Here is a 21,057-nt window from a genome sequence, read left to right as displayed (position 1 = left end):
TGCTTTAGGCCTGTCTCACTGGCGGCTTGCGCCGCACATAAAGGGTTTTATCGACCCGCGCCACCAGGGTGCCGGAGCCGTCATGAATCTCGACCTGCAACTGCGGCAGGTACTTCTCGCCACTGGCGGTCTGCCGGCGGATCTCGTCAAGCAGCGCCGGGTCGAGACTGAACCGGGCGAACACCGGTCCCCTGCCCGGGGCGATGAAATCGATGGCTGCCGCCTTGTCCCAGACGATGTAGTCGCGCCCCAGGTTCTCCATCAGCATCAGCATGAAGAACGGGTCCACCATGGAATACAGGCTGCCACCGAACTGGGTGCCGACATAGTTGCGGTTGTACCAGCCCAGGCCCATGCGAACCTCGACCTCGCGGAAATCCGCGCTGATCCGACGTACCCGCACTCCGGCCCCCAGATAGGGTGGATACAGGCTCATCAAGCAGCGCAACAGGCGGGCCTTGCCGAACCGTCGGGTCAGCCACTCACGCATCCGGACGAGTACCCAGGCCCATGGCCTGGCGGGCGAACCAGCGCTTGGCCGGGGGCAGCAGGTCCAGTCCGAGCAAACCGAGATTGCGGCCCACCGACAGCAGCGGCAGCTTGCTGCCAAACAGTCGGGTGACCTGGTCAGAGAACCCCACGGTCAGGCTCTGATCCAGGCGCTGGCGCTCGCGATAGGCCTGCAGCACGGCAAAATCCCCCGGCAACTGCTCGCTGGCCAGCAAGGCATCCGCCAGGGCCTGGGCGTCACGCAGCGACAGGTTGAAGCCCTGGCCGGCAATCGGGTGCAGGCTGTGGGCGGCGTTGCCCAGCACCACCAGATGCGGGCGGACCTGTTCTTCGGCCTCCACCAGGGACAGCGGATACAGATGCCGCGCCCCCACTTGTTTCAGGGTGCCCAGGCGATAACCGAACACGCCCTGCAGTTCGCTGAGGAAACTGCGCTCGTCCAGATCGGCCAGACGCTGAGCGTCCATGCCCTGGCGCGTCCAGATCAGCGCGCAGCGGTTGTCCGGCAAGGGCAGCAGCGCCATCGGGCCATCGTCGGTGAAGCGCTCGAAGGCCATGCCGTTGTGAGCTTCGCTGGGGGTGATGTTGGCAATCAGCGCACTCTGGTTGTAAGGACGATTCCTGACCCCGATCCCCAGCTGTTCGCGCAAGCCGGAACGACCGCCATCGGCAAGCACCGCCAGGTCGCATTCCAGGGTGGTTTCGTCATTCAGGGTCAGCCGATAGCCGCCCTCCAGGGGCTCAAGGCGGGTGACTTCCGCCGGGCAGCGCCAACTGATCACGTCCTTGTCCAGGCCCTGCCACAGGCATTGGCCGAGCCAGGCGTTTTCCACCACATAGCCCAGGGCCGGTACGCCTTCTTCCATGGCCGACAAGCGCGCCGTGGAGAAGCGCCCGCGGTCGGACACGTGAATCTGCTTGATCGGCTCGGCCCGCCGGGAAATCGCCTGCCACAGGCCCAGGCGCTGGTAGATTTGCCGGGCGCCGAAGGACAGCGCCGAGGAGCGAGCATCGTAGCTGGGCTGGAAGCTGTCGCCGGGAGCGAACGGTTCGATCAGCACGATCTTCCAGCCCCGGGCCTTGGCTCCGGCCTGCAGGGCCAGGGCCAGGCTGGCGCCGACCAGGCCGCCACCGATGATGGCCAGATTGACCCGGCTCATGACGCCTGGACCCGTGCTGCGGCCATCAACGCCTCGATCTCGGCGACGCTCTTCGGTACGCCGCCCGTCAGAATTTCACAGCCCTGCTTGGTCACTACCACGTCGTCCTCGATGCGCACGCCAATGCCGCGCCACTTCTTAGCCACCTGCTGGTTGTCCGGGGAGATATAGATGCCCGGCTCCACGGTCAGCGCCATGCCAACCTCCAACACCCGCCACTCGCCGCCGACCTTGTACTCGCCGACATCGTGTACATCCATGCCCAGCCAGTGTCCGGCGCGGTGCATGTAGAACGCTTTGTAGGCCTCGCTGGCAATCAGCTCATCGACCGCGCCTTCCAGCAGGCCCAACTTCACCAGGCCGGCGGTGATGACCCGAACCGTCGCCTCGTGGGCCTGGTTCCAGTGCTTGTTCGGGGCGATCTCGGCAAACGCCGCTTCCTGGGCTGCCAGCACCAGTTCATAGATCGCCTTCTGCTCGGGCGAGAACGTGCCGTTGACCGGCCAGGTCCGGGTGATATCGCTGGCGTAGCAGTCGATTTCACAACCGGCGTCGATCAGCACCAGATCGCCATCCTTGAGCAGGGCGTCATTCTGTTGGTAGTGCAGGATGCAACTGTTGCGCCCCGCCGCGACGATGGAACCATAAGCCGGCATCTTCGCCCCGCCCTTGCGGAACTCGTAATCCAGTTCGGCCTCCAGACTGAACTCGTGCAGCCCGGGGCGACTGGCCTGCATGGCCCGGATATGGGCCTGGGCGGAAATCCGTGCGGCTTCGCGCATCACCTTCACTTCCGCCGCCGATTTATACAGGCGCATGTCGTGCAGCAGATGATCCAGGGCAACGAATTCGTTCGGCGGCTGGGCGCCAAGGTGCGCTTTGGAGCGGATAACGTTGATCCATTCCATCAGGTGACGATCGAACTCGGGGTTGCTGCCCATGGCCGAATAGACCCGGTCACGACCTTCGATCAGGCCCGGGAGAATGTCGTCGATGTCGGTGATGGGAAACGCATCGTCCGCGCCATAGTCGCGGATCGCGCCTTCCTGGCCTGCCCGCAGGCCATCCCAGAGCTCGCGCTCGGCATTGCGCTCGCGGCAGAACAGCACGTACTCGCCATGCTCGCGACCGGGCATGAGCACAATCACGGCCTGGGGTTCGGGGAAGCCGCTGAGGTACTGAAAATCACTGTCCTGGCGGTAGACATGCTCCACATCGCGGTTGCGAATGGCCACGGCTGCCGCCGGCAGGATCGCAATGCTGTTGGGCTCCATCTGCGCCATGAGCGCCTTGCGGCGACGACTGTATTCCGTTTTAGGGATATGAATCATGGGCAGATGCAGTTCCCTGTCGATCAGTGCAGAGAAGGCTTGGCAGCCGGTGCAACGGTCTTGTTGGTTTCGGTGAACAGCAGCAACGGCGCGACCCGCAGGTACTCCATCACTTCCATGTAGTCGCTTTCACCGTCGTCGGACTCTTCCAGCGCATCCTGGACCTGGGCGATGGCCGCAAGGTCCTGCAACACTTCAGTGGCCTCGGCGCTCAGAGCGCTGCTGTCACGGGAGTTGAGGCCGAAACCGGCGAGGAAGCCCTGGCACCACTGGCCCAGGGCCGCGGCACGCTCGGTCAGGGGAGCGTCGTCGCTGGGCAGCAGCAGGACCACGGTCATGTCGTCGCTGGTGAGTTCGCCCTTGACCATCTCCTGCAGGCCGATCAAGGCGTTGCGTACGTTGTCTTGCGGCTCGCCTTCGAGCAGCTCGGCGGCGTCCACCAGCCAGCCATCGACCTCGAACCCGGCGCCGGCGCAACTGCGGCCCAGCAACAGGCCGTGCAATTCGGCAGGAGAAACAGGATGGCCACTGCTGCTGAGCAGGGTGGCGAAGGCGTTGTACGGGGAATTCTGAATGGGCATGGGCAGCTAGGCGCCAAGCGGCGCAATGTCTAGAATGAAGGCCTTGTATCGTAGGGCGTGTCATCATTCATTGCCAGCGCCGCGTTGCGCCTAGCGCCCCGTTACAGCGGTTCGCCGGGCCTTGGACGACGGACAGATTGCCGACCGGACAGCACCGAATGCGCAAGGACCGTTCAGGCCCCCAAGGCGCTGTCCAGCCAGTTGCCACTCATCAGACCAACTTCAGTGGGACACAATGGAAGACAACGACCTGCACGCACTGATGGCCAGACTCGAACTGCTTATTACCCGGGTCGAGCAACTAAAGAGTCAAAACGCACTCTTATTAGCTCAGGAAAAGACCTGGCGCGAGGAACGCGCGCACCTCATTGAAAAAAACGAAATCGCCCGGCGTAAGGTCGAATCGATGATTTCGCGCCTCAAGGCCCTGGAGCAAGACTCATGAGTTCAAGCAATAGCGTTACCGTGCAGATCCTCGACAAAGAATATTCGATCATCTGCCCCCAGGAAGAGCGCAGCAATCTGGTGAGCGCTGCCCGTTACCTGGACGGCAAGATGCGCGAGATCCGCAGCAGCGGCAAAGTCATCGGCGCCGATCGCATCGCGGTCATGGCCGCGCTGAACATCACCCACGACCTGCTGCATCGCCAGGAGCGTCCGGACGTGCAGGCCAGCGCCACCACTCGCGAACAGGTACGGGATCTGCTGGATCGTGTTGACCTGGTCCTGGCCACCGATTCGGACGCAAGCAAAGCTGATTCCTGACAGCGGTTGCGGTATACTCCCGCCACTCCCTGGGGTGCTTGCCAGTTGGCGATGTCCCTGAGCCGATTCGCACTACCCTGGAAGTTGCACGTTGGGCTGGTGTGCATGTCCGCTAGACGGAAAGCCTTAAAGCCTGCTGCATCTTCCGCCTTGAACTTTCGGGTTCAAGGGCTAAGTCGACAGCGGTTCGCCCGGGGAGCCTGAATTGTCAGCCAATGCCAGTTATCCATGCTGGCATTGGTTTTTCCGGGTAGGCTGTTCTGCCATGTCCGACTCTCCATAGCCTCCTCAATGACCGAACCTGCGCCGCTTTCCCGCCCGCAACTTCGACGCATGCTGCGTAAAGCCCGTCGCGCCCTCACGCCAGCCCAGCAACGCCAGGCCGCCCATGACCTGTACCGCCAACTGGCGCAGAACCCGGTGTTTCGTCGGGCCCGACACCTGTCCCTGTATTTGCCCACCGATGGCGAAATCGATCCGCGCCTGCTGCTGCGCGCCGCCCAACGCCGGGGCAAGGCCACCTACTTGCCTGTGCTCAGTGCCTGGCCACGAACCAAGATGGTGTTCCAGCGCATCCGCCCAGGAGAAAAACTGCGTCTCAACCGCTTTCGCATCCTCGAACCACGGATCAACGCCGCACGCCAGCGCAAGGTCTGGGCACTGGATCTGGTGCTCCTGCCCCTGGTGGGATTCGATGAAGAGGGAGGTCGCCTGGGAATGGGCGGAGGCTTCTACGACCGCAGCCTGGCGTACCTGGCGCGCCGACAGAGCTGGCGCAAGCCGACACTGCTGGGCCTGGCTCATGAGTGCCAGAAAGTCGCGAGACTGGATCAGGCCAGCTGGGATGTGCCGCTGCAAGGCAGCGTGACGGATCAGGGATGGTACTGCGCCCGATAGACGTTGTGCTTGCTCAGAGACGCCAGGGCAGGTTCAGCGCTTGAAGGGTTGCGGCTGTTGGGCGATCTCGATCGGAGCATCGGTCTTGTTGGCCCACAAGCTTTGCGCATAACCGGTAGTTACAACGCCCAAACCGAACAAAATAACCAAAATCCATAGTAAATCCGGTTGGCGTTTCATCGATTGCCCCCCCTCGGGCAAGTCACACACGATGACAGCAACGGTTTCCATAACAGGCCGTGCAGCAGCGTCAAGCTTAAAATCCCGGCATTTTGCGATAACGTGAACCGACACGCAAACGCTGGCGTCAACCGACCGTCGGTTTGTCATAAAATCCTCCGACGACCTGCCCAATCACCCTTTGGAGGGTAAGAAACATGGCCTATTGGCTGATGAAATCCGAGCCGGACGAACTCTCGATCCTCGGCCTGCAGCAGCTTGGCCAAGCCCGTTGGGATGGCGTACGCAACTATCAGGCGCGCAATTTTCTGCGCACCATGGCCGTCGGTGACGAGTTCTTTTTCTATCACTCCAGCTGCCCGGAGCCCGGCATCGCCGGTATCGGCCGGATCATCAAGGCGGCCTACCCGGACCCGACCGCCCTGGAGCCGGACAGTCACTACTTCGACCCCAAGGCCAGCGCCGAAAAAAATGCCTGGAGCGCAATCGACGTGGCCCACGTGCGAACTTTCGACAAGGTCCTGCGCCTGGACTTCCTCAAGCAGCAGACCGCGCTCGCCGAAATGCCCCTGGTGCAAAAGGGCAGCCGCTTGTCGGTGATGCCAGTCACCGCCGAACAATGGGCTGCCGTCCTCGCCCTGCTCTGAGCATCCTGCTCGTCGCCGGGGCCCGACCCGGGCTGCGGCGGCAGTGAGGGCTTTTTTGTTTCACGATGACTCCAGCCCGGTAGTTCGCTGGACTGCGACGTAGCCCGATACAGCAGGTTTATCAATAGCTTACGCGCTTCCATCATATGCCGGTGCTTTCTGAAACTTGACCCGGTTCTCCCTCGCGCCGCTCCTATCTGGCTCCTGGAATCCGGGTCGTTCCAAGGAGTCATCATGGCAAAGATCAAGCTCACCAAGACCGCCGTAGAGTCGGCGCAACCCCAGGCGAAGGACATCGAACTACGGGATACCGTCGTGCCCGGCTTCCTTTGCAAGATTACCTCGACGGGACGCCGGGTGTTCATGCTCCAGTACCGCACGAACTCTGGCCAGCCCCGCAAGCCCTCGCTGGGACTCTACGGGGAGCTAACCGTCGAACAGGCGCGGGTCAAAGCGCAGGACTGGCTGGCCGAGGTTCGCCGGGGTGGTGATCCCGGCGGTGCCAAGGCCGAGGCGCGCAAGGCGCCCACGATGGCCGAGTTGTGCAAAAAGTTCATGGAGGACTACTCCAAGAAGCGCAACAAGGTCAGCACGCAGGACGGCTACCAGGGCGTCATCGACCGCAACATCATCCCGCTGCTGGGCCGCAAGAAGGTGCATGACGTGAAGCGGCCCGACATTGCGGGGCTCATGGAAAAGCTGGCCTACAAGCCGACCGAGGCCAACAAGACCTTCGGCGTGCTGCGCAAGATGTTCAACTTGGCCGAAGTCTGGGGCTTCCGCCCGGACGGCACGAATCCGTGCCGCCACGTCCCGATGTACCCGCCGGGCAAGGAAACCCGGCTCATCGTGGACGAGGAAATGGTGCGGATCTTCCGCCAGTTGGAGAAACTGGAGGCGGAGGGGCTGGAGAACTACGTCATCCCGTTGGCGATCCGGCTGCAATTCGAGTTTGCGGCGCGGCGCTCCGAAATCTGCCCGCTCGAATGGAGCTGGCTGGACTTCGAGAACCGGCGCGTGGTGTGGCCCGACAGCAAGGTTGGCGGCATTTCCAAGCCCATGAGCGAGGAAGCCTATCGGCTGCTTTCGACGGCGCCGCGTCTGGAAGGCTGCCCTTACGTCCTGCCGTCGCCGAACGACCCGGCCAAGCACCTGACCTTTGGCGAGCACTATGGCGGCTGGTGCCGGACGCTCAAGGCCGCCAGCGTGCCGCACGTAGGCACGCACGGCATCCGTCATCGCTCGACCACCGACATTGCCAATTCCGGTGTGCCGACCAAAGTGGGAATGAAGCTGACGGGCCACAAGACCGTGGCGATGTTCATGCACTACGTCCACACCGAGGACAAGCCGGTGCGCGAGGCGGCCGAGCTGGTGGCCAGCCGCCGCCAAGCCATCACGGGCGCGCGGCAGCTTGCGGAGGCGGTGGCATGAACGGGCGCCGGCCATCAGCAGCATCGCTCGCAGCGCCCGCGGCGCTGCTGGGCGACATTCGGGCACTGATCGAGGCGGCGCGCTTGCGCGCCGCCTCGACGGTGAATAGCGAGCTTACGATGCTCTACTGGCGCATCGGCCAACGCATCCACACGCAGGTCTTGGACAGGCGCCGGGGCGCCTACGGCAAGGAAGTTCTGCCCACCTTGGCTGCGCAGTTGGTGGAGGAGTACGGCAGCAGCTTTGCAGAGCAGAACTTGCGCCGCATGGTGCAGTTCGCCGCCACCTTCCCCGACGAGCGAATTCTCGTATCACTGATACGAGAATTGAGCTGGACGCACTTCATCGCCCTGATGCCGCTGAAAGACCCGCTCCAGCGGGACTACTACGCACAGATGGCCAGCACCCAACGCTGGAGCGTGCGGACGCTGCGCGAGCGTATCGACTCGATGCTGTACGAGCGCACGGCGCTTTCCCAAAAGCCGGAAGAAACCATAGCGCAGGAGTTGGCGACCCTGCGCGATGCGCAGCGCATGTCGCCGGCCCTGGTCATGCGCGACCCGTACATCCTCGACTTCCTGGGCCTGCGGGACACTTGGCAGGAAGGCGACTTGGAAGCGGCGATCATCCGTGAAATGGAGTCCTTCCTGCTGGAGCTGGGCGCGGGCTTCTCATTCGTCGCCCGGCAGAAGCGCATTCCGATCGACGACGAGGATTTCCACCTTGACCTTCTGTTCTACAACCGCAAGCTGCGGCGGCTGGTTGCGGTGGAGTTGAAGGTAGGTGACTTCAAGGCGGCCTACAAAGGGCAGATGGAGCTTTACCTTCGGTGGCTAGACAAGCACGAACGGGAGCCGGAGGAAGCCTCGCCGCTCGGGATCATCCTTTGCACCGGCAAGAAGCGCGAGCAGATCGAATTGCTGGAGCTGGACAAGTCCGGCATCCACGTTGCCGAGTATCTGACCGCCTTGCCGCCGAGGGGCGTGCTGGTGGAGCGGCTGCAACAGGCAACGCAACGGGCGCAGTTGCAAATCGAGCAGCGCAAGACGGACAACGAGTAGTCCTGTCCCAAGCAGTCGGGCGTCCCGGCGTGCCGCCGTCGCGCTGTCGTGCTGCGCATCGAGCTTCGCTGCGCGAGTCTCGCCCCTGTCGGGCTTCCATCACTGACGCCTCCGTCCCGGCTCGTTGATCCGGGCCTGCGCGCTCCGCTTGCCAAAAATCGACTCTGTGCAGTGGGCGGGTGTGGGCGGTCTTGCTGTTCCCTTCACCGTATCACGGCGTTCTCGCCGTCAAGGGCGGCGCGCGCCATGCGCGCTTGCGTCCTGGCGGCCGTCTGCGACCCCTGACTGCTTGCGCTGCGCAGTGCTGCCGCCGGTTCCGGGCAATTCCGCCCGAGCAACCGGAGCACGATCATGTCGCAACTGTCCTTTCCCTCGTTCGATTCCTGTCTGCTGGTGCGCGACGCGCACGGGCGCTATCTACCGGCATCGGCCGACGACATTCTGGAAGCTGCGCGCCAGGTCATTGACCGGAAAATGCGGCGCGGAGCAGAGTTCACTTCGCCGGCGGCGGTCAAGGAATACTTGCGTACAAAGTTGGCCAGCTTCGAGCATGAGGTGTTCGTAGTGCTGTTCATGGATACGCGCCATCGTCTGATCGAATACAGGGAGATGTTCCACGGCACTATTGACGGTGCGTCGGTGTATCCGCGCGAAGTGGTCAAGGAGGCGCTGCGGCTCAATGCGGCGGCGGTCGTCGTTTCGCACAACCATCCGAGCGGAAACCCCGAGCCGAGCGCGGCTGACCGGGCGCTGACCCAGCGGCTCAAGGAAGCGTTGGGTCTGGTGGACGTGCGCGTGCTCGATCACATCATCGTTGCGGGCAACGAAACGGCATCGTTCGCCGAGCATGGGCTGATCTAGCCCAAGGGGCTTCGGCCCCTTTTTGCTGCGCCTGGTGGCATAGCTATGGCCCTCGCGGCCTGATGCTCAGGCCGTCGCAACCTGAATCATCTCGTCGTAATGTTTCTTGTCCACCTCTTCCAGCCACTGGAAGATGTTCCCGATGACGCTGTGGCTTTCGCCTGCCAAGTTTTCTGCGGATTCCTCTGTTATCTCAATAACGTCGCTATGTGAATACTTATTGATAAAGCGGTAGATTTTTTCTTTAAGCTCTGGTGTCGTGATGGTGCAATCTTTTAGGCCAGCCTCCATCAATTGACTAATGTCGCTTCGACGCCTTGGATATTTGAAGGTGAAAAACGATTCAACAAGCTTTCGGGCGAGGTTGGCGGTCAAGAACGCCTCATCTCGATTGAGTGTTGTGTGCGCCCTATATTCGTAGAGCTTCTTGAAGATATAGTGGTACTCGGAACCGTAGTTCTTGAGTGAGTCGTCGGCATCCACAAGTAGGGAGTGACGAGGGGAGCCAGGTGGCGCATCCAGGCGATAAAAGAAGCAATTCTCGGCGTTGCCTTTTTTGACTCGATTCCTATTGGTGCCAGTGAACCAGTCTCTCACTAGCTTAAAGTAAGTGAAGTTGTGAGTCAGCACAAAAAGTTGCTTGGCTTCAGTGCATTGCGTTCTCAAAAACGAGTAGGCGTGAAACAAGTGATTAGAATCAAAGCTTGAGACCGGATCGTCAACGACGACGATCGTATCCTTGATGTTATTTCCATTTTCTTTGAGCTTCGTGATGAAATAGACAAATGCAATCGCAGTTTTCTCACCTTCGCTCAAATTCCCATCGTGCTCACCAACCCCGTTTCTGATGATCTCATAGCCTTTCTTCTTCTGATTGAAGTTCAGGCAAAGCTCAGAGCGGCCAATGAAGCGATGCAGGATGTCATTGAACTCCTTTGCCCCGACCGTTTCATTCGAGAGCGCCGCTTCTATGGCTCCGACCTCTAGACTAATTTTTTCAATTTCCTTATGGTCGTTCTTTGCTTCTGACTCAAGGTCATTGCACTTCTTCTCACTTCCAGCATAGTCAAACTCTTGCACCTCAGCCGCAGCAAAGTGAAGCTCCAGTGCCACCTTGCTTTTTGAGGTCTCAGATTTGAAATTTGAAGTCTTATTGTTGTGCTTTCCAACGAGAGCAACAATCGATTTCAGGATGTCATTGAAATTGGTGACATCGTCTTCAACCACATCCGAGATCTGAATGTCTGTCTTCCCAGGGTCTGTGATCTTGGCCTTCAGGGCTTCCCGCCAGGCGTCGATTTGCTGGTCGATCTTTTCAGCAGCAGTTGCGTAGTCCTTTTGAAGCTTCTCTGCCTCGGCCGATAGTTCTTTATAAAACTCGGTCGATGCGGGAAACTGATTAGCTGGAGCGCCTTGAGATTCAATCCATGTCGCCGCGTTCTGAAGTCGGCTCTGAAACTCCGTGAACTCCTTGCTGAAGTGGGCAGCAAGCGCCTCGGCACGAAGCTGGGCGAACGGAGAGCCGCAGAACTCGCAGGATTGCGAGTCGTGGTTTTTATGGATTTCCAAGCCTGCTTGAACCCATTCGCGGATTTCCGGGTTATCGGTCAGCCGCTGGATTGCTTGATTGACCGCCGTAGTCCCAATCAAATCTCTGATGCGGCCCGCCGCTTTCTTAAAGTAGTCCGGCTCAATGGCCGTTGAGGCGAAAGCAATGCTTGGAAGCTGATCTGGCTTGGCGGCATTCGTAAGGTCGATAACCCTCTCATCTGGAAGAACCGACTCCGCCTTGATAATTGTCTCGCCGTTATTCTGTATGAAGTTGAAGAGCTTGCGGCGGTCGTAATTCAAGTAATAACTGTCGCTCGTATCAATCGCCTGAAGTCCAAGCTTCATTTTCTTGGCAGCATTGGTCAGGAACTTCTCTAATGCCTCACGCTGCTTCTTGATATCGCTTTGCTTGTCGTCGTGAGCCTTCTTTTTCGACTGAAGCTCGCTCTTCAGCTTCTCCAGCTTCTGCAAGTCATCAATCTTCTCTTTCGCAATAAGAAGGATGCTCTTTACGGATTTGTCCCAATCAATGTTCTCATGCACGAAGCGTTGATTGAAAACATGAATATTCAATTGGGATGAGTGGAGTGTGGATTCCGTGATCGTTGAGCCATCCTCCAGAACTACTGAAAATTGGCCCGTGCTGAAGCGGGGAACCATCGAGCGAAGCTCAAAGCAAGAGAATAGATTCGATAACGTTGACTTGCCTGTTCCATTCCAACCATAGACCAGGTTGTACCGGCCGAACTTTTGGATCTTCGTTCCATTGAAGTCGCTGAAGATTCCGAACTGTTTGAGGCGGTTGATGCAGACAATCATCTCTATATCTCCGTGTTCTTGCTTTCCCATCATTTGCTTGCGAAACAAATGGTAAACGAAGAGTCCTCTTGCGTCTCCGCTTCGCGGATCGCGCTGCTCCAGGTTCGCTAGTCGCTCATCCCTGGCGGGACTGGCTTCGCCAGCCTTCCGCATCGCTGACGCCTACGGCCCGGCTTCCAGCTTCGGGCCTGCGCGCTTCGCTTGCGTGCGGTCAGCACAAAGGGATGGCCGTTGCCTTGTCCAGCCGTCTCCCCTGACTTCATCACCTTACCCGCGACCGTAGCCCGCGACCGTGTGCCGTCAAGGCGCGCAGGGCCGTGTCCTCGGCTGCGCCTGCGGGCCGCACCAACCCTGCGCTTGGCTCCTTGACGGCCCCCGTCCGCGCGCTCCTTTGGGCGCGGGCGATGAACTCAGGAAAGACGGTGGCAACAGGGCCAACCGGGTTCCTCGTGCCGACCGCACCAAACAGCCGAAAGGCTGGGCTCCGAATCTAGAAATCCGGTGTGCGGTGTGAACAGCAAACCTCTTTTGTCAGGAGAAAGACCATGCAACTCGCATCCCGTTTCGCTTTCCGCTCCCCCTCGCTGCGCAGCGATTACCCGCTGTCCGACGACCAGATTCACCGCGTGGCCCCGTCCATCTTCGCGGATGCCCCGCACGAGAGCCGTTCGCAGCGGTACGCCTATATCCCCACCGCCGCCGTGCTGACCGAGCTTCGCAAAGAAGGCTTCCAGCCTTTCATGGTGACGCAAACCCGCGTGCGCGACGAAGGCAAGCGCGAGCACACCAAACACATGATTCGCTTGCGCCATGCCAGCCAGATCAACGGCGCGGAGGCCAACGAAATCGTGCTGCTGAACTCGCACGACGGCACCAGCAGCTATCAGATGCTGGCCGGAATGTTCCGGTTCGTGTGCAGCAATGGCCTTGTCTGCGGCAACACCGTGGCCGATGTGCGAGTGCCCCATAAAGGCGACGTGGCCGGTCTGGTCATTGAGGGGGCTTACGAAGTCTTGAGCGGTTTCGATCGGGTGAAGGAATCGCGCGATGCCATGCGCGGCATCACCTTGGACGATGGCGAATCCGAAGTGTTCGCCCGCGCCGCGCTCGCCCTCAAGTACGACGACCCCGACAAGCCCGCGCCCATCACGGAATCGCAAATCCTGATGCCGCGCCGCTTCGACGACCGCCGCCCCGACCTGTGGAGCGTGTTCAACCGCACCCAAGAAAACCTGACCCAAGGCGGGCTGCGTGGCCGCAGCGCCAACGGGCGCCGACAGCAAACCCGCCCGGTGCAGGGCATCGACCAAAACATCCGACTAAATCGCGCCCTCTGGCTGCTGGCCGATGGCATGCGCCAGTTGAAAGCCTGAATCCCCACGCGGCAGGGGCAGGCAGCAGCCCTTGTCGCTTTCTTCGCTGCTGCATCCCTGAACCGATAGGAGTTATCACCATGAACGCCGTTACCCAAACCGAAGCCCGCGCCATCAACACCGCCGCCGCTATCCCGCTGGAAGCCGCTGATCCGACCAAGAACCTGATTCTGGTTCCGCTGTCGCGGCTGGTGTCGCGTCCCACTGGCCGCAACGTGCGCAAGACCCCGCGCATGTCCATTCCCGAACTCGCCGCCAGCATCCAGCGTGTCGGCCTGCTGCAAAACCTCATCGTGATTGCCGCCGCCGATGGCGAGCATTACGAGGTCGTGGCCGGTGACCGTCGCCTCGCAGCGTTGAAGCTGCTGGCGAAAAAGCACCGCATTAGCAAGGAATGGGAGGTGCCTTGCCTGCTGGTGGCCGATGGCACCGCCCGCACGGCCAGCCTCACCGAGAACGTGCAGCGCGAAGCCATGCACCCCGCCGACCAGTTCGAGGCGTTCGCCGCGCTCGTGGCCGAAGGCCGCAGCATCGAGGACATTGCAGCGGATTTCAGCGTCACGCCGCTGGTGGTGCAGCGCCGTCTGAAACTCGCCAACGTGTCGCCGCGCCTGCTGGCCGACTACCGGGCCGAGGCCGTGAGCCTTGACCAGTTGATGGCCCTCGCCATCACCGACGACCATGCTGCGCAGGAAGCCGCGTTCTACGATGCGCCCACATGGCAGCGCGGCCCGCACAACCTGCGCGACCGCCTGACCGAACGCGAAATCGACGCCTACCGGCATCCGCTGGTGCGCTTTGTCGGGCTGGACGGCTACGAGCAGGAAGGCGGTGGCATCCGCCGCGACCTGTTCGCGGAGGGCGACAAAGGCGTGTATCTGACCGATGCCGCACTGCTGGAACGGCTGGCGCAGGACAAGCTGGCAGGTATCGCCGCCAAGGTGCAGGCCGAGGGCTGGGCGTGGGTGGATGCCACGCCGGGCATGACCCATGCCGATCTGCAAGCCTTCCAGCGTGCGCCAAGGGAACGCCGCAGTCCGAACAAGCGCGACGCGCAGCGCATCGAGAAGCTGCAAACCAAGCTGCACGAACTGGCCGAGGCGGTGGATGCCGCGCTGGACGACGAGGACGAGGAAAAGGCCGATGCCTTGCAGGAAGAAGGCGAACGCCTGGGCGAGCAGTTGCAGGCGCTGGAAGATGGCTTGCTGGACTATGCGGCCAACGTGAAGGCCGCAGCCGGTGCCATTGTCACCATCGACCGCGACGGGCAGGCCGCGATTCATCGCGGGCTGCTGCGCGAAGCGGAGGCCAAGGCACTGCGCACGCTGGAGCGGCTGCGGCAGGGTTTCGGCAGCGAAGGCGAAGCCGCGAACGAGGACGCAGGCGAGGACGACGAGCAGCCCAAGACCGCCGCCATGTCTGACCGACTGGCGCAGCGGTTGAGCGCGCACCGTACCGCTGCGCTGCAAATCGAAGTTGCACGGCATCCGCAAGCAGCGCTGGCCGCCGTGGTGCATGGCATGGTGCAGACCGTCTTGCAGGAAAGGCACTACGGGCACGACCTGCCGCTGGGTGTGCGCCTCACGGTGCAAGACCGGCTGGAAGGCATGGCCCCGGACTGGCCGGAATCACCCGCCGCCGTGGCGCTGCGCGAACTGCAACAGGTGGCAGGCGAAACCTTGCCGGAGGACAGCGCCGAACTGTTCGCCGCGCTGCTGGCGAAATCACAGGATGAACTGGTGCGGCTGTTGGCCGTGTGCTTAGCTTCCACGGTGGACGTGGTGACGCCTCGCGCCACGCCGCACCAGCCCGGCGCGGAACTGGCGCAGGCCGTGGGGCTGGATATGGCCGCGTGGTGGCAGCCCACCAATGAGGGTTACTTCCGGCATGTGCCGAAGGCCGCGATTCTGGAAGCCGTTGGCGGGTTCGCGCCCTCGCACGTCACCCGACTGGCGAAGTTGAAGAAGGGCGACATTGCCAGCGAAGCCGAACGGCTGGCCGCTGGCACCGGCTGGATGCCCGCCATCTTCCGCTCCGAAGGCCCGCAGCAGACCGGGCAGGACGCGCCGGCGGATGGCGAAGCCGAAGCACAGGAAGAAGTGGCCGCCGTGGCGGATGACCAGCCGCAGGCCGAGGCTTTGGCCGCGTGACTTCGCACCGTAGATAGCGCCCCGGTTCCGGCCGGGGCGCTTCATGTTGAGGATGCCTGCCATGACCCACCAACCCGCAAACCGCCCCCGCATAGCTGCGACCTATGCCTCCGGCACGGTGCGCGCCCGCCGCTGGCACGGCGACGGCGACGTGCGCGGCTACCGTCCGCCGCGTGGCTGGACGGCCCGCGCCGACCTGACCGATCTGCATCCCCTCACGGGCCGCGCCTTGCCGCGCGCCGTGTGGTGGATCATCGAAACCAAGGAATAACGAGCCGCACCGGCCCCAAGCCGTGCCGCCTTGGGGCCGGTGGTCGAAAACTCCGGGCGCGGCGGTGGCCGCGCCCGGTTTCACTGCTCAAAGCCAAAACGCCCCATCGCCGCCTTCGGACAGGCGGCGATGGGGCCACGCACAAGGGCGCTCGTGCGCGAAATCCACGAAGCCAGCAAGTGTGGCGGCGCATCGCGCCGCCAACGATTCGACCGAGCCCCGCCGCAATGGGCGGGGCTGGTGTGGCTACGCCCCGGCTTGCTGCGGCAGGTTGCACGAAAGCGTGCCGTCCCCGACGCTGGCGGTTCGTTGTCTGTACGTCACGAAAGACGGTTCACCGACACGCCGCCCAGCCTCGCTTCTATGGAGCTTCCACACCACGCCTCAGTATGTGGCCGTGAGCTGCGGCAGGGGCGCTCTGGCCTTGTCGTCGGGGCATTGACCTGGCCCGCGTCAGGGCGCAAGCCGGTGCAGCCGTCACGCGGGGATGCCGAGTTGGCCACGTCTCCATTCGGGAGCGGGCGGCCTGTGCGTCCTTGTCTTGTTGTGAATCCTGGCGGTGGCGCGGCTGCGCCTTGTGCTTGATGGCCGCAACCTTGCAGCGAAAACAATTTCCCCTGCGCTGCGCGCATTCCTCGCGGGACAAATTCTTTTCGCTTCCAGGTTCTCCACGTTGTTGCGACCGCTGTGCGGTGCGACCAGCCCATCCCCCGCCGGCCGGATCACAACAAGGACGCACTGGCGCGACCTTGTTCAACCCGAAAGGAGAAACATCATGGCTAACATCGGCACCTTCACCGCAGAGAAAGACGGCTTCACCGGCACGCTTCGCACCCCTGACGCTCAACGTCAAGGTCAAGCTGGTTCCCAACGACAAGGGCGACACCGAGAACGCCCCCGACTTCCACCTGCAAGCGGCTGGCCACGAAGTCGGCGCAGCGTGGAAGAAGACCAGCGAGGCCGGGCGGGAATACCTGTCCGTATCCATCGACGACCCTTCGTTCCCGGCGACGGTCTATGCCCGCCTGATCGAGAACGAGGACGGCACGCACGACCTGATCTGGTCGCGCAACAAGCCGAAGGCGGCCTGACAGCCGCTTACCGCGTCCCGCCCACTGCGGCGGGGCGCGATGCTGCTGATCGCAGCACCGCACGCGCAGGATTTCTGCTGCTGCCGCGTGCTGGATACGCCCGTCACGGCGGGCCTGCATGCGTGCCTTGTGGCTCGCAATCCGTGTCAACGAGCGGTGTGTGGCGTGTCGGCGCTGTAAGCGCCGCCGGGCTTCGGGCTTCGCCCCGTGCCGGCAAGCCGTCACGGCCATCCGGCTTCAATCCCTCACGCCTTCGCGCCTGCGGCGCTGCGCGCTCCGCTTGCTGCAATTCAGTACCACACGCCAACGCGCTAAGGCGTGTCGGGCTCTTCCAATATCGCCCTGAGTTCCTGGCGCACCTGTGCCAGCAATTCATCAGCTTCGCGGGTGCTGTCACCGGCATAAGCCAATGTGAGCAGCGTGAGCGGATGCACTTCCATGACCTCGCACAGATCGGCCAGCTTCTGGATGGTTGGGCTTTTCAGGTCGCGCTCCAGCGTGCTCATGTAGGTGCGACTGGACACGTTGGAGAACGCTTCCTGGCTCAAACCACGCGCCTTCCTTACCGTCCGAATCGCCGCTGCCAATGAGTTCTTCGCTGCCACCTATGGTTTCCCCAAAAAACCAAGATGACAGCCCATTGCGCCCTATAGGACTACAATCTATAGTGTTCATTTGGTGGTGATGTTTTCCTTTTCCGTGCTTTTACGGAGATCCGCATCTGCGGATTTCCTCAGACCCAGGGAACCGCATCCGTGTCTTTCCTGACTTCCACCAATACGCCTTCGTGCCTCTCCGCTTTTGCGGCTTCGTGCGCTTGCGCATACGTGCATCCGTCCGCAGGCACAGATGCGCCTCGGCGATTGCGTGTGTCGTGGAAGGGGCGCGGCCTTGACCACGCTTGTCACCGAGGAAGACCGGGGTGCACCTACTGGCCACGGCCTCACCCGCGCCGCAGGCCAGGAATGTGACCCGCTGCCCGTGGTGCGCCTGTTCACACCGGACGCACATGCGACCTGGCTATTGGCCGCGCTCGATCCGACCGATGGCGATACGGCCTACGGCCTGATCGACCTCGGGATCGGGATGCCTGCCCTGGCGACGGTGAAGCTGTCCGATCTGGCGTCCATCGTCGGGCCGCTCAAGCAGCCCGTGATACGAGATCGGTATTTCCAGCCGACGCGGCCGCTGTCGGAATACGTTCGACTGGCTCAGGAAAACGGTTCGATCACCGATTGACGCATTCCAGCGCGACCAGGCAAAAAGTATCGCATTGTGACTATTTCGGTCTTAGCCAAGACCTGGCAAGTCTTGATCCGCATGCTTGCACAGGGTGGTGCGCTCCTGACCAAAACAGTCATGATGCCAGGCGCGAGATTCGGCACGGTGTTCAATGCTGCACCCCATTTCCGGGCGGTGCAGTCGTCGCATTTAGACGATTTCGGCAATGCACTGGAGCGAATCTGTCTTGACACCAGCAGTTAAAGCGTAACCCGAGTTTGATGACCACTTGATGGCGATTCGATAGCTCCCGCACAGCGGAATTGTGGCGACGTTCCCAGAAACAGGGAGGTTTCGCCATGACTGACCGCAGCAGCCAACACTGGTATCCCACGGCCGCGTATCTCTACACGCTGCACCTCGATGGCCCAGCGCTGGCTTGGGAGTATTTGGCGCAGGAATCCAAGCTACCGGCGCGACTGGCTACGCCGGCGTCGCAAGCCTGATGCGGCGCAGGCCTGGGGCCTGCGCCTGCTGGAAGATCCCGGCCTGGATGCGCGCGACGCACATCCTGCTTGGGTTCCCCGATCACGATGCCGTGGTGCAGCTATACCCCGACGCCGACCCACCACCCGATGCGCATACCTTCGAGTTCTGGCGCATCCTGGGCGCAAGCAACTGACCCACGACGGCAAGCGCCTGGTGCTCGTATCGCATTGGCCAGGCTGCTGCGTTCGGCTGGCACTCGCACCCGACCTGGAAGATGGTTCGGCCTATCTCTACGCCACACGCGCCTGCGCCACGCCCTGTGCGCGCTACCGCACGCTCGCTGCGAAGCTGGATGCGCTATCTGCCGCAACCGTGGCCACGCCTGTGGCAACAGCCCGCTCCCGCCCCACGCCCGCCGCGCTGCTGGAACTGCATACCTTGCAAGCGCTCGACGCGACCCTCGCGGGAGCCTCCTTGCGCGAGGTGGGCGAAGGTCTGTTCGGCGCGGATGCCGTCGCGGCCGACTGGCACAAAGACAGTGCATTGCGTGCCCGCGTACGGCGGCTGGTACGCCGCGGCGATGAGCTGATGCACGGCGGCTACCGCCGACTAGCGCAGCTTCCAATGTTCCCGTCGCATTAGGGGGGACTTTCTCGACCCGTGCGAATCGTCCCTTAGCAAGAAGCCTTGCTTTCTTGAGAGTGCCTCTATCCGGCCGCGTGGTGTGGCCGGGCTTGATGGAGGTACATCCCATGCGACCTGCTCCCCTCGCGGCCTGCCGCCGCTGCCGTCACTGCGACCCTCGCAGCCTCAACGCTACCTGACAAACGACGAAGCCGCCGACTACCTGCGGCTGTCGCCGCGCACGCTGGAGAAGCAGCGGGTGATCGGCGGCGGCCCCAAGTTCCGCAAGTTCGGCCGCCGCGTCATGTACGCGGTGTCCGACCTCGATGCCTGGGCCGACCAGCGCAGCTACGAGGCCACGTCCGATCCCGAATACGCCGAGCGCCACGCGGGCGACTACCGTGATGGCCGCTGATCGTCGGCGCGTGGGTGGCCTTCGCCATGTCCAGCCCGCCAGGGCAAGCCTTGCCGCAGCGCGAACAGCTCGATCTGTTCCGCGCGCTGCCGGGCGACATGGCGCCACGCGATTCCCAGGACTTGATGGCCTTTCCGTTCTTCTCGCTTGCCAAGTCGCGGCGCACGGCGCCGATCGACTTCCGCAGCGGGAACGTCACCATTCGCGTGGAAGGCACGCAGGAGCACGGCATCGCAACGATATGGGATGCCGACGTGCTGATATGGGCCGCTCGCAGATCGTGGAGGCGCGCGACGCGGGCCTGCGCCCGTCGCGCTGGATACGCGCCACGCCTTACGAGATTTTGCGCTTCATCGGGCGCGGCACGTCCCTCAACGACTACCAGCGCCTGAAGGCCGCCCTCGACCGGCTGCAATCGACCACGGTGGCCACGTCCATCCGCGAAACCACGGGAAGGCGCTTGCATCGCTTCTCGTGGATCAACGAGTGGAAGGAACTCGCCGACGCCAGCGGCACCCCGCTGGGCATCGAGCTGATCTTGCCGGACTGGTTCTATGCCGGCGTGCTCGACGCCGCCCTGGTGCTGACCATCGACCCGGCCTATTTCCGCTTGAAGGGCGGTATCGAACGCTGGCTGTACCGCCTGGTGCGCAAGCATGGCGGGCGGCAGGAGCACGGCTGGCAATTCGACTTCCGACACCTGTACCGCAAATCCGGCAGCGCGGCCCGCTTCTCGGACTTCGCCTACGACGTGCGCGCCCTGGTGGCGCGGCAGTCGTTGCCCGGCTACGTCCTCGGCATCGAGCGGATGCCGGACGACAACACCGAGCTGCTGACCTTCCGGCCCGTGCCGCACGCGGCACGGGGATAACTGCGGGAGAACCTGTGGACGGCCTCGTGCTATCAGGAGTACCGGGTATCGTGCTATCAGGAGTACGACCCTCGTGCTATCAGGAGTACGAAAACGCCGGAAAGCCAACAACGGCGCGGGTTTGCGTTCCCTCTAACTTACCTAACAAGAAATACATAACTTTTAGTAGAAGCGCGCCGTTTCGGTGGACAACCACGAAACGGCACGGCCAGGCCGGCTTTCCAGCTCGGAGGGCCGCGCCATGATCTTCGCGTTTCTCAACCAGAAAGGCGGCGTCGGCAAGACCACGCTCGCCACGCACATCGCCGGCGAACTGGCGATGCGCGGCCTGCATGTCATCCTGCTGGATGCCGACCCGCAGGGGTCATCGCTCGACTGGACGCAGCGGCGTAGCCAGCAGGGCCTGCCCCGTCTGTTCAGCGCCGTGGGCCTTGCCCGCGAAACGCTGCATCAGGAAGCGCCAGAACTCGCCAGGCGGGCCGATCACATCATCATCGACGGCCCGCCGCGCATCGCCGCCCTCGCGCGTTCCGCGCTGCTGGCGGCCGAGCGCGTGCTGATCCCCGTGCAGCCCAGCCCCTACGACGTATGGGCTTCTGCCGAGATGGTCGCACTGATCCGCGAAGCACAGGTGTTCCGGCCAGCGCTGCGCGCGGCCTTCGTCATCAACCGGCGCGTCAGCACCACCATCATCGGCAGGGAGGCACGGCAATCGCTGGCCGAACAGCCGCTGCCCGCGCTGCGCTCGGAGATCC

Annotated in this window: 19 protein-coding genes, 1 other RNA gene and 4 pseudogenes; 17 read left to right on the top strand and 7 right to left on the bottom strand. The window is 62.5% G+C overall.

From position 1 onward, the window contains the following. Positions 1 to 4: 4 nt before the first annotated feature. The 4 genes from BLV47_RS00135 to BLV47_RS00120 are packed head-to-tail and all read right to left on the bottom strand — an operon-like array spanning position 5 to position 3,582. The gene (locus BLV47_RS00135; protein ID WP_092308502.1) at positions 5 to 490 is read right to left on the bottom strand and encodes a DUF4442 domain-containing protein; all 486 of its coding nucleotides are present in this window, start codon (positions 488 to 490) and stop codon (positions 5 to 7) included. Beyond that, positions 483 to 1,670: a 2-octaprenyl-6-methoxyphenyl hydroxylase gene (gene ubiH / locus BLV47_RS00130; RefSeq protein ID WP_092308499.1), complete on the bottom strand. Its 1,188-nt coding sequence runs from the start codon at positions 1,668 to 1,670 to the stop codon at positions 483 to 485. Before ubiH ends, BLV47_RS00135 begins: the two co-directional genes overlap by 8 nt. Beyond that, on the bottom strand, positions 1,667 to 3,001 hold the full coding sequence (pepP, locus tag BLV47_RS00125) for a Xaa-Pro aminopeptidase (RefSeq protein ID WP_092308496.1): 1,335 nt from the start codon (positions 2,999 to 3,001) through the stop codon (positions 1,667 to 1,669). Before pepP ends, ubiH begins: the two co-directional genes overlap by 4 nt. Positions 3,002 to 3,024: 23 nt before the next feature. Continuing rightward, positions 3,025 to 3,582, bottom strand: a complete 558-nt coding sequence (locus tag BLV47_RS00120) for a YecA/YgfB family protein (RefSeq protein WP_016962903.1) — start codon at positions 3,580 to 3,582, stop codon at positions 3,025 to 3,027. 235 nt (positions 3,583 to 3,817) lie between these two features. On the opposite strand from BLV47_RS00120, the gene BLV47_RS00115 reads away from it, so the two are divergent. The 4 genes from BLV47_RS00115 to BLV47_RS00100 all read left to right on the top strand — a co-directional run bounded on the left by BLV47_RS00115 (position 3,818) and on the right by BLV47_RS00100 (position 5,244). Further along, entirely contained in the window at positions 3,818 to 4,027 is a 210-nt protein-coding gene (locus BLV47_RS00115; protein ID WP_092308493.1) for a TIGR02449 family protein, read from the top strand. Further along, positions 4,024 to 4,347, top strand: a complete 324-nt coding sequence (locus BLV47_RS00110) for a cell division protein ZapA (protein ID WP_092308489.1) — start codon at positions 4,024 to 4,026, stop codon at positions 4,345 to 4,347. The genes BLV47_RS00115 and BLV47_RS00110 overlap by 4 nt, the downstream gene beginning before the upstream one ends. Positions 4,348 to 4,370: 23 nt before the next feature. Then, positions 4,371 to 4,549: non-coding RNA, 6S RNA (ssrS, locus tag BLV47_RS00105), on the top strand. An 89-nt stretch (positions 4,550 to 4,638) separates the two neighbouring features. Next, entirely contained in the window at positions 4,639 to 5,244 is a 606-nt protein-coding gene (locus BLV47_RS00100) for a 5-formyltetrahydrofolate cyclo-ligase (protein WP_092308486.1), read from the top strand. A gap of 33 nt (positions 5,245 to 5,277) precedes the next feature. Here BLV47_RS00100 and BLV47_RS36055 read toward each other — a convergent pair whose 3' ends face one another. Next, the gene (locus BLV47_RS36055; protein ID WP_085984450.1) at positions 5,278 to 5,424 is read right to left on the bottom strand and encodes a hypothetical protein; all 147 of its coding nucleotides are present in this window, start codon (positions 5,422 to 5,424) and stop codon (positions 5,278 to 5,280) included. Positions 5,425 to 5,621: 197 nt separating this feature from the next. On the opposite strand from BLV47_RS36055, the gene BLV47_RS00090 reads away from it, so the two are divergent. From BLV47_RS00090 to radC, 4 genes are all read left to right on the top strand, one after another. Further along, entirely contained in the window at positions 5,622 to 6,071 is a 450-nt protein-coding gene (locus BLV47_RS00090) for an EVE domain-containing protein (RefSeq protein ID WP_092308480.1), read from the top strand. A 234-nt stretch (positions 6,072 to 6,305) separates the two neighbouring features. Beyond that, positions 6,306 to 7,505 carry a tyrosine-type recombinase/integrase gene (locus BLV47_RS00085; protein ID WP_001062689.1) on the top strand — a complete coding sequence of 400 codons (1,200 nt, stop codon included), beginning with the start codon at positions 6,306 to 6,308 and terminating at the stop codon, positions 7,503 to 7,505. After that, on the top strand, positions 7,502 to 8,566 hold the full coding sequence (locus BLV47_RS00080) for a PDDEXK nuclease domain-containing protein (RefSeq protein ID WP_003092331.1): 1,065 nt from the start codon (positions 7,502 to 7,504) through the stop codon (positions 8,564 to 8,566). The genes BLV47_RS00085 and BLV47_RS00080 overlap by 4 nt, the downstream gene beginning before the upstream one ends. A 351-nt stretch (positions 8,567 to 8,917) precedes the next feature. After that, the gene (gene radC, locus BLV47_RS00075) at positions 8,918 to 9,427 is read left to right on the top strand and encodes a RadC family protein (RefSeq protein ID WP_003092330.1); all 510 of its coding nucleotides are present in this window, start codon (positions 8,918 to 8,920) and stop codon (positions 9,425 to 9,427) included. Between the two features lie 66 nt (positions 9,428 to 9,493). Here the strand turns inward: radC and BLV47_RS00070 are convergent, their stop codons facing one another. Beyond that, positions 9,494 to 11,827, bottom strand: a complete 2,334-nt coding sequence (locus BLV47_RS00070; RefSeq protein WP_240479324.1) for an ATP-binding protein — start codon at positions 11,825 to 11,827, stop codon at positions 9,494 to 9,496. 515 nt (positions 11,828 to 12,342) lie between these two features. Here BLV47_RS00070 and BLV47_RS00065 point away from each other — a divergent pair. The 4 genes and pseudogenes from BLV47_RS00065 (at position 12,343) to BLV47_RS00040 (ending at position 16,682) form a co-directional block, all read left to right on the top strand. Then, positions 12,343 to 13,170: a DUF932 domain-containing protein gene (locus BLV47_RS00065; RefSeq protein WP_003092327.1), complete on the top strand. Its 828-nt coding sequence runs from the start codon at positions 12,343 to 12,345 to the stop codon at positions 13,168 to 13,170. 80 nt (positions 13,171 to 13,250) lie between these two features. Continuing rightward, entirely contained in the window at positions 13,251 to 15,320 is a 2,070-nt protein-coding gene (locus BLV47_RS00060; RefSeq protein WP_000994919.1) for a ParB/RepB/Spo0J family partition protein, read from the top strand. Between the two features lie 61 nt (positions 15,321 to 15,381). Further along, entirely contained in the window at positions 15,382 to 15,591 is a 210-nt protein-coding gene (locus BLV47_RS00055; RefSeq protein ID WP_022580212.1) for a hypothetical protein, read from the top strand. A gap of 775 nt (positions 15,592 to 16,366) precedes the next feature. Beyond that, positions 16,367 to 16,682 (top strand): annotated as a pseudogene (locus BLV47_RS00040) (DUF736 domain-containing protein). 311 nt (positions 16,683 to 16,993) lie between these two features. Here BLV47_RS00040 and BLV47_RS00035 read toward each other — a convergent pair. Beyond that, the gene (locus BLV47_RS00035; RefSeq protein ID WP_006379425.1) at positions 16,994 to 17,287 is read right to left on the bottom strand and encodes a helix-turn-helix domain-containing protein; all 294 of its coding nucleotides are present in this window, start codon (positions 17,285 to 17,287) and stop codon (positions 16,994 to 16,996) included. A gap of 244 nt (positions 17,288 to 17,531) precedes the next feature. On the opposite strand from BLV47_RS00035, the gene BLV47_RS00030 reads away from it, so the two are divergent. The 5 genes and pseudogenes from BLV47_RS00030 to parA all read left to right on the top strand — a co-directional run. Continuing rightward, positions 17,532 to 17,921: a DUF2958 domain-containing protein gene (locus BLV47_RS00030; RefSeq protein ID WP_425272139.1), complete on the top strand. Its 390-nt coding sequence runs from the start codon at positions 17,532 to 17,534 to the stop codon at positions 17,919 to 17,921. A 341-nt stretch (positions 17,922 to 18,262) separates the two neighbouring features. Beyond that, positions 18,263 to 19,034, top strand: a pseudogene (locus BLV47_RS00025) (DUF2285 domain-containing protein). A 110-nt stretch (positions 19,035 to 19,144) separates the two neighbouring features. Next, positions 19,145 to 19,431: pseudogene (locus tag BLV47_RS00020) on the top strand (helix-turn-helix transcriptional regulator). Positions 19,432 to 19,457: 26 nt separating this feature from the next. Beyond that, a pseudogene (locus tag BLV47_RS00015) lies at positions 19,458 to 20,302 on the top strand (replication initiator protein A). Between the two features lie 241 nt (positions 20,303 to 20,543). After that, positions 20,544 to 21,057 (top strand): ParA family partition ATPase (gene parA / locus BLV47_RS00005; protein WP_092308476.1); only part of this gene is annotated, 514 nt, incomplete at its 3' end.

The organism is Pseudomonas saponiphila (assembly GCF_900105185.1).
Classification (GTDB): domain Bacteria; phylum Pseudomonadota; class Gammaproteobacteria; order Pseudomonadales; family Pseudomonadaceae; genus Aquipseudomonas; species Aquipseudomonas saponiphila.
The sequence above is the reverse complement of the archived record's forward strand: the minus strand, read 5'-3'. Positions and strand labels throughout refer to the sequence as shown.

What these genes read in the sequence shown, in the direction of transcription:
- BLV47_RS00055 (WP_022580212.1), top strand. Translation starts at nt 15,382, where the DNA reads ATGACCCACCAACCCGCAAACCGCCCCCGCATAGCTGCGACCTATGCC.
- BLV47_RS00080 (WP_003092331.1), top strand. Translation starts at nt 7,502, where the DNA reads ATGAACGGGCGCCGGCCATCAGCAGCATCGCTCGCAGCGCCCGCGGCG.
- BLV47_RS00120 (WP_016962903.1), bottom strand. Translation starts at nt 3,582, where the DNA reads ATGCCCATTCAGAATTCCCCGTACAACGCCTTCGCCACCCTGCTCAGC.
- ubiH (WP_092308499.1), bottom strand. Translation starts at nt 1,670, where the DNA reads ATGAGCCGGGTCAATCTGGCCATCATCGGTGGCGGCCTGGTCGGCGCC.
- BLV47_RS00070 (WP_240479324.1), bottom strand. Translation starts at nt 11,827, where the DNA reads ATGGGAAAGCAAGAACACGGAGATATAGAGATGATTGTCTGCATCAAC.
- BLV47_RS00100 (WP_092308486.1), top strand. Translation starts at nt 4,639, where the DNA reads ATGACCGAACCTGCGCCGCTTTCCCGCCCGCAACTTCGACGCATGCTG.
- radC (WP_003092330.1), top strand. Translation starts at nt 8,918, where the DNA reads ATGTCGCAACTGTCCTTTCCCTCGTTCGATTCCTGTCTGCTGGTGCGC.
- BLV47_RS00060 (WP_000994919.1), top strand. Translation starts at nt 13,251, where the DNA reads ATGAACGCCGTTACCCAAACCGAAGCCCGCGCCATCAACACCGCCGCC.
- BLV47_RS00110 (WP_092308489.1), top strand. Translation starts at nt 4,024, where the DNA reads ATGAGTTCAAGCAATAGCGTTACCGTGCAGATCCTCGACAAAGAATAT.
- pepP (WP_092308496.1), bottom strand. Translation starts at nt 3,001, where the DNA reads ATGATTCATATCCCTAAAACGGAATACAGTCGTCGCCGCAAGGCGCTC.
- BLV47_RS00030 (WP_425272139.1), top strand. Translation starts at nt 17,532, where the DNA reads ATGCGCCTCGGCGATTGCGTGTGTCGTGGAAGGGGCGCGGCCTTGACC.
- BLV47_RS00115 (WP_092308493.1), top strand. Translation starts at nt 3,818, where the DNA reads ATGGAAGACAACGACCTGCACGCACTGATGGCCAGACTCGAACTGCTT.
- BLV47_RS00085 (WP_001062689.1), top strand. Translation starts at nt 6,306, where the DNA reads ATGGCAAAGATCAAGCTCACCAAGACCGCCGTAGAGTCGGCGCAACCC.
- BLV47_RS00135 (WP_092308502.1), bottom strand. Translation starts at nt 490, where the DNA reads ATGCGTGAGTGGCTGACCCGACGGTTCGGCAAGGCCCGCCTGTTGCGC.
- BLV47_RS00090 (WP_092308480.1), top strand. Translation starts at nt 5,622, where the DNA reads ATGGCCTATTGGCTGATGAAATCCGAGCCGGACGAACTCTCGATCCTC.
- BLV47_RS00065 (WP_003092327.1), top strand. Translation starts at nt 12,343, where the DNA reads ATGCAACTCGCATCCCGTTTCGCTTTCCGCTCCCCCTCGCTGCGCAGC.
- BLV47_RS36055 (WP_085984450.1), bottom strand. Translation starts at nt 5,424, where the DNA reads ATGAAACGCCAACCGGATTTACTATGGATTTTGGTTATTTTGTTCGGT.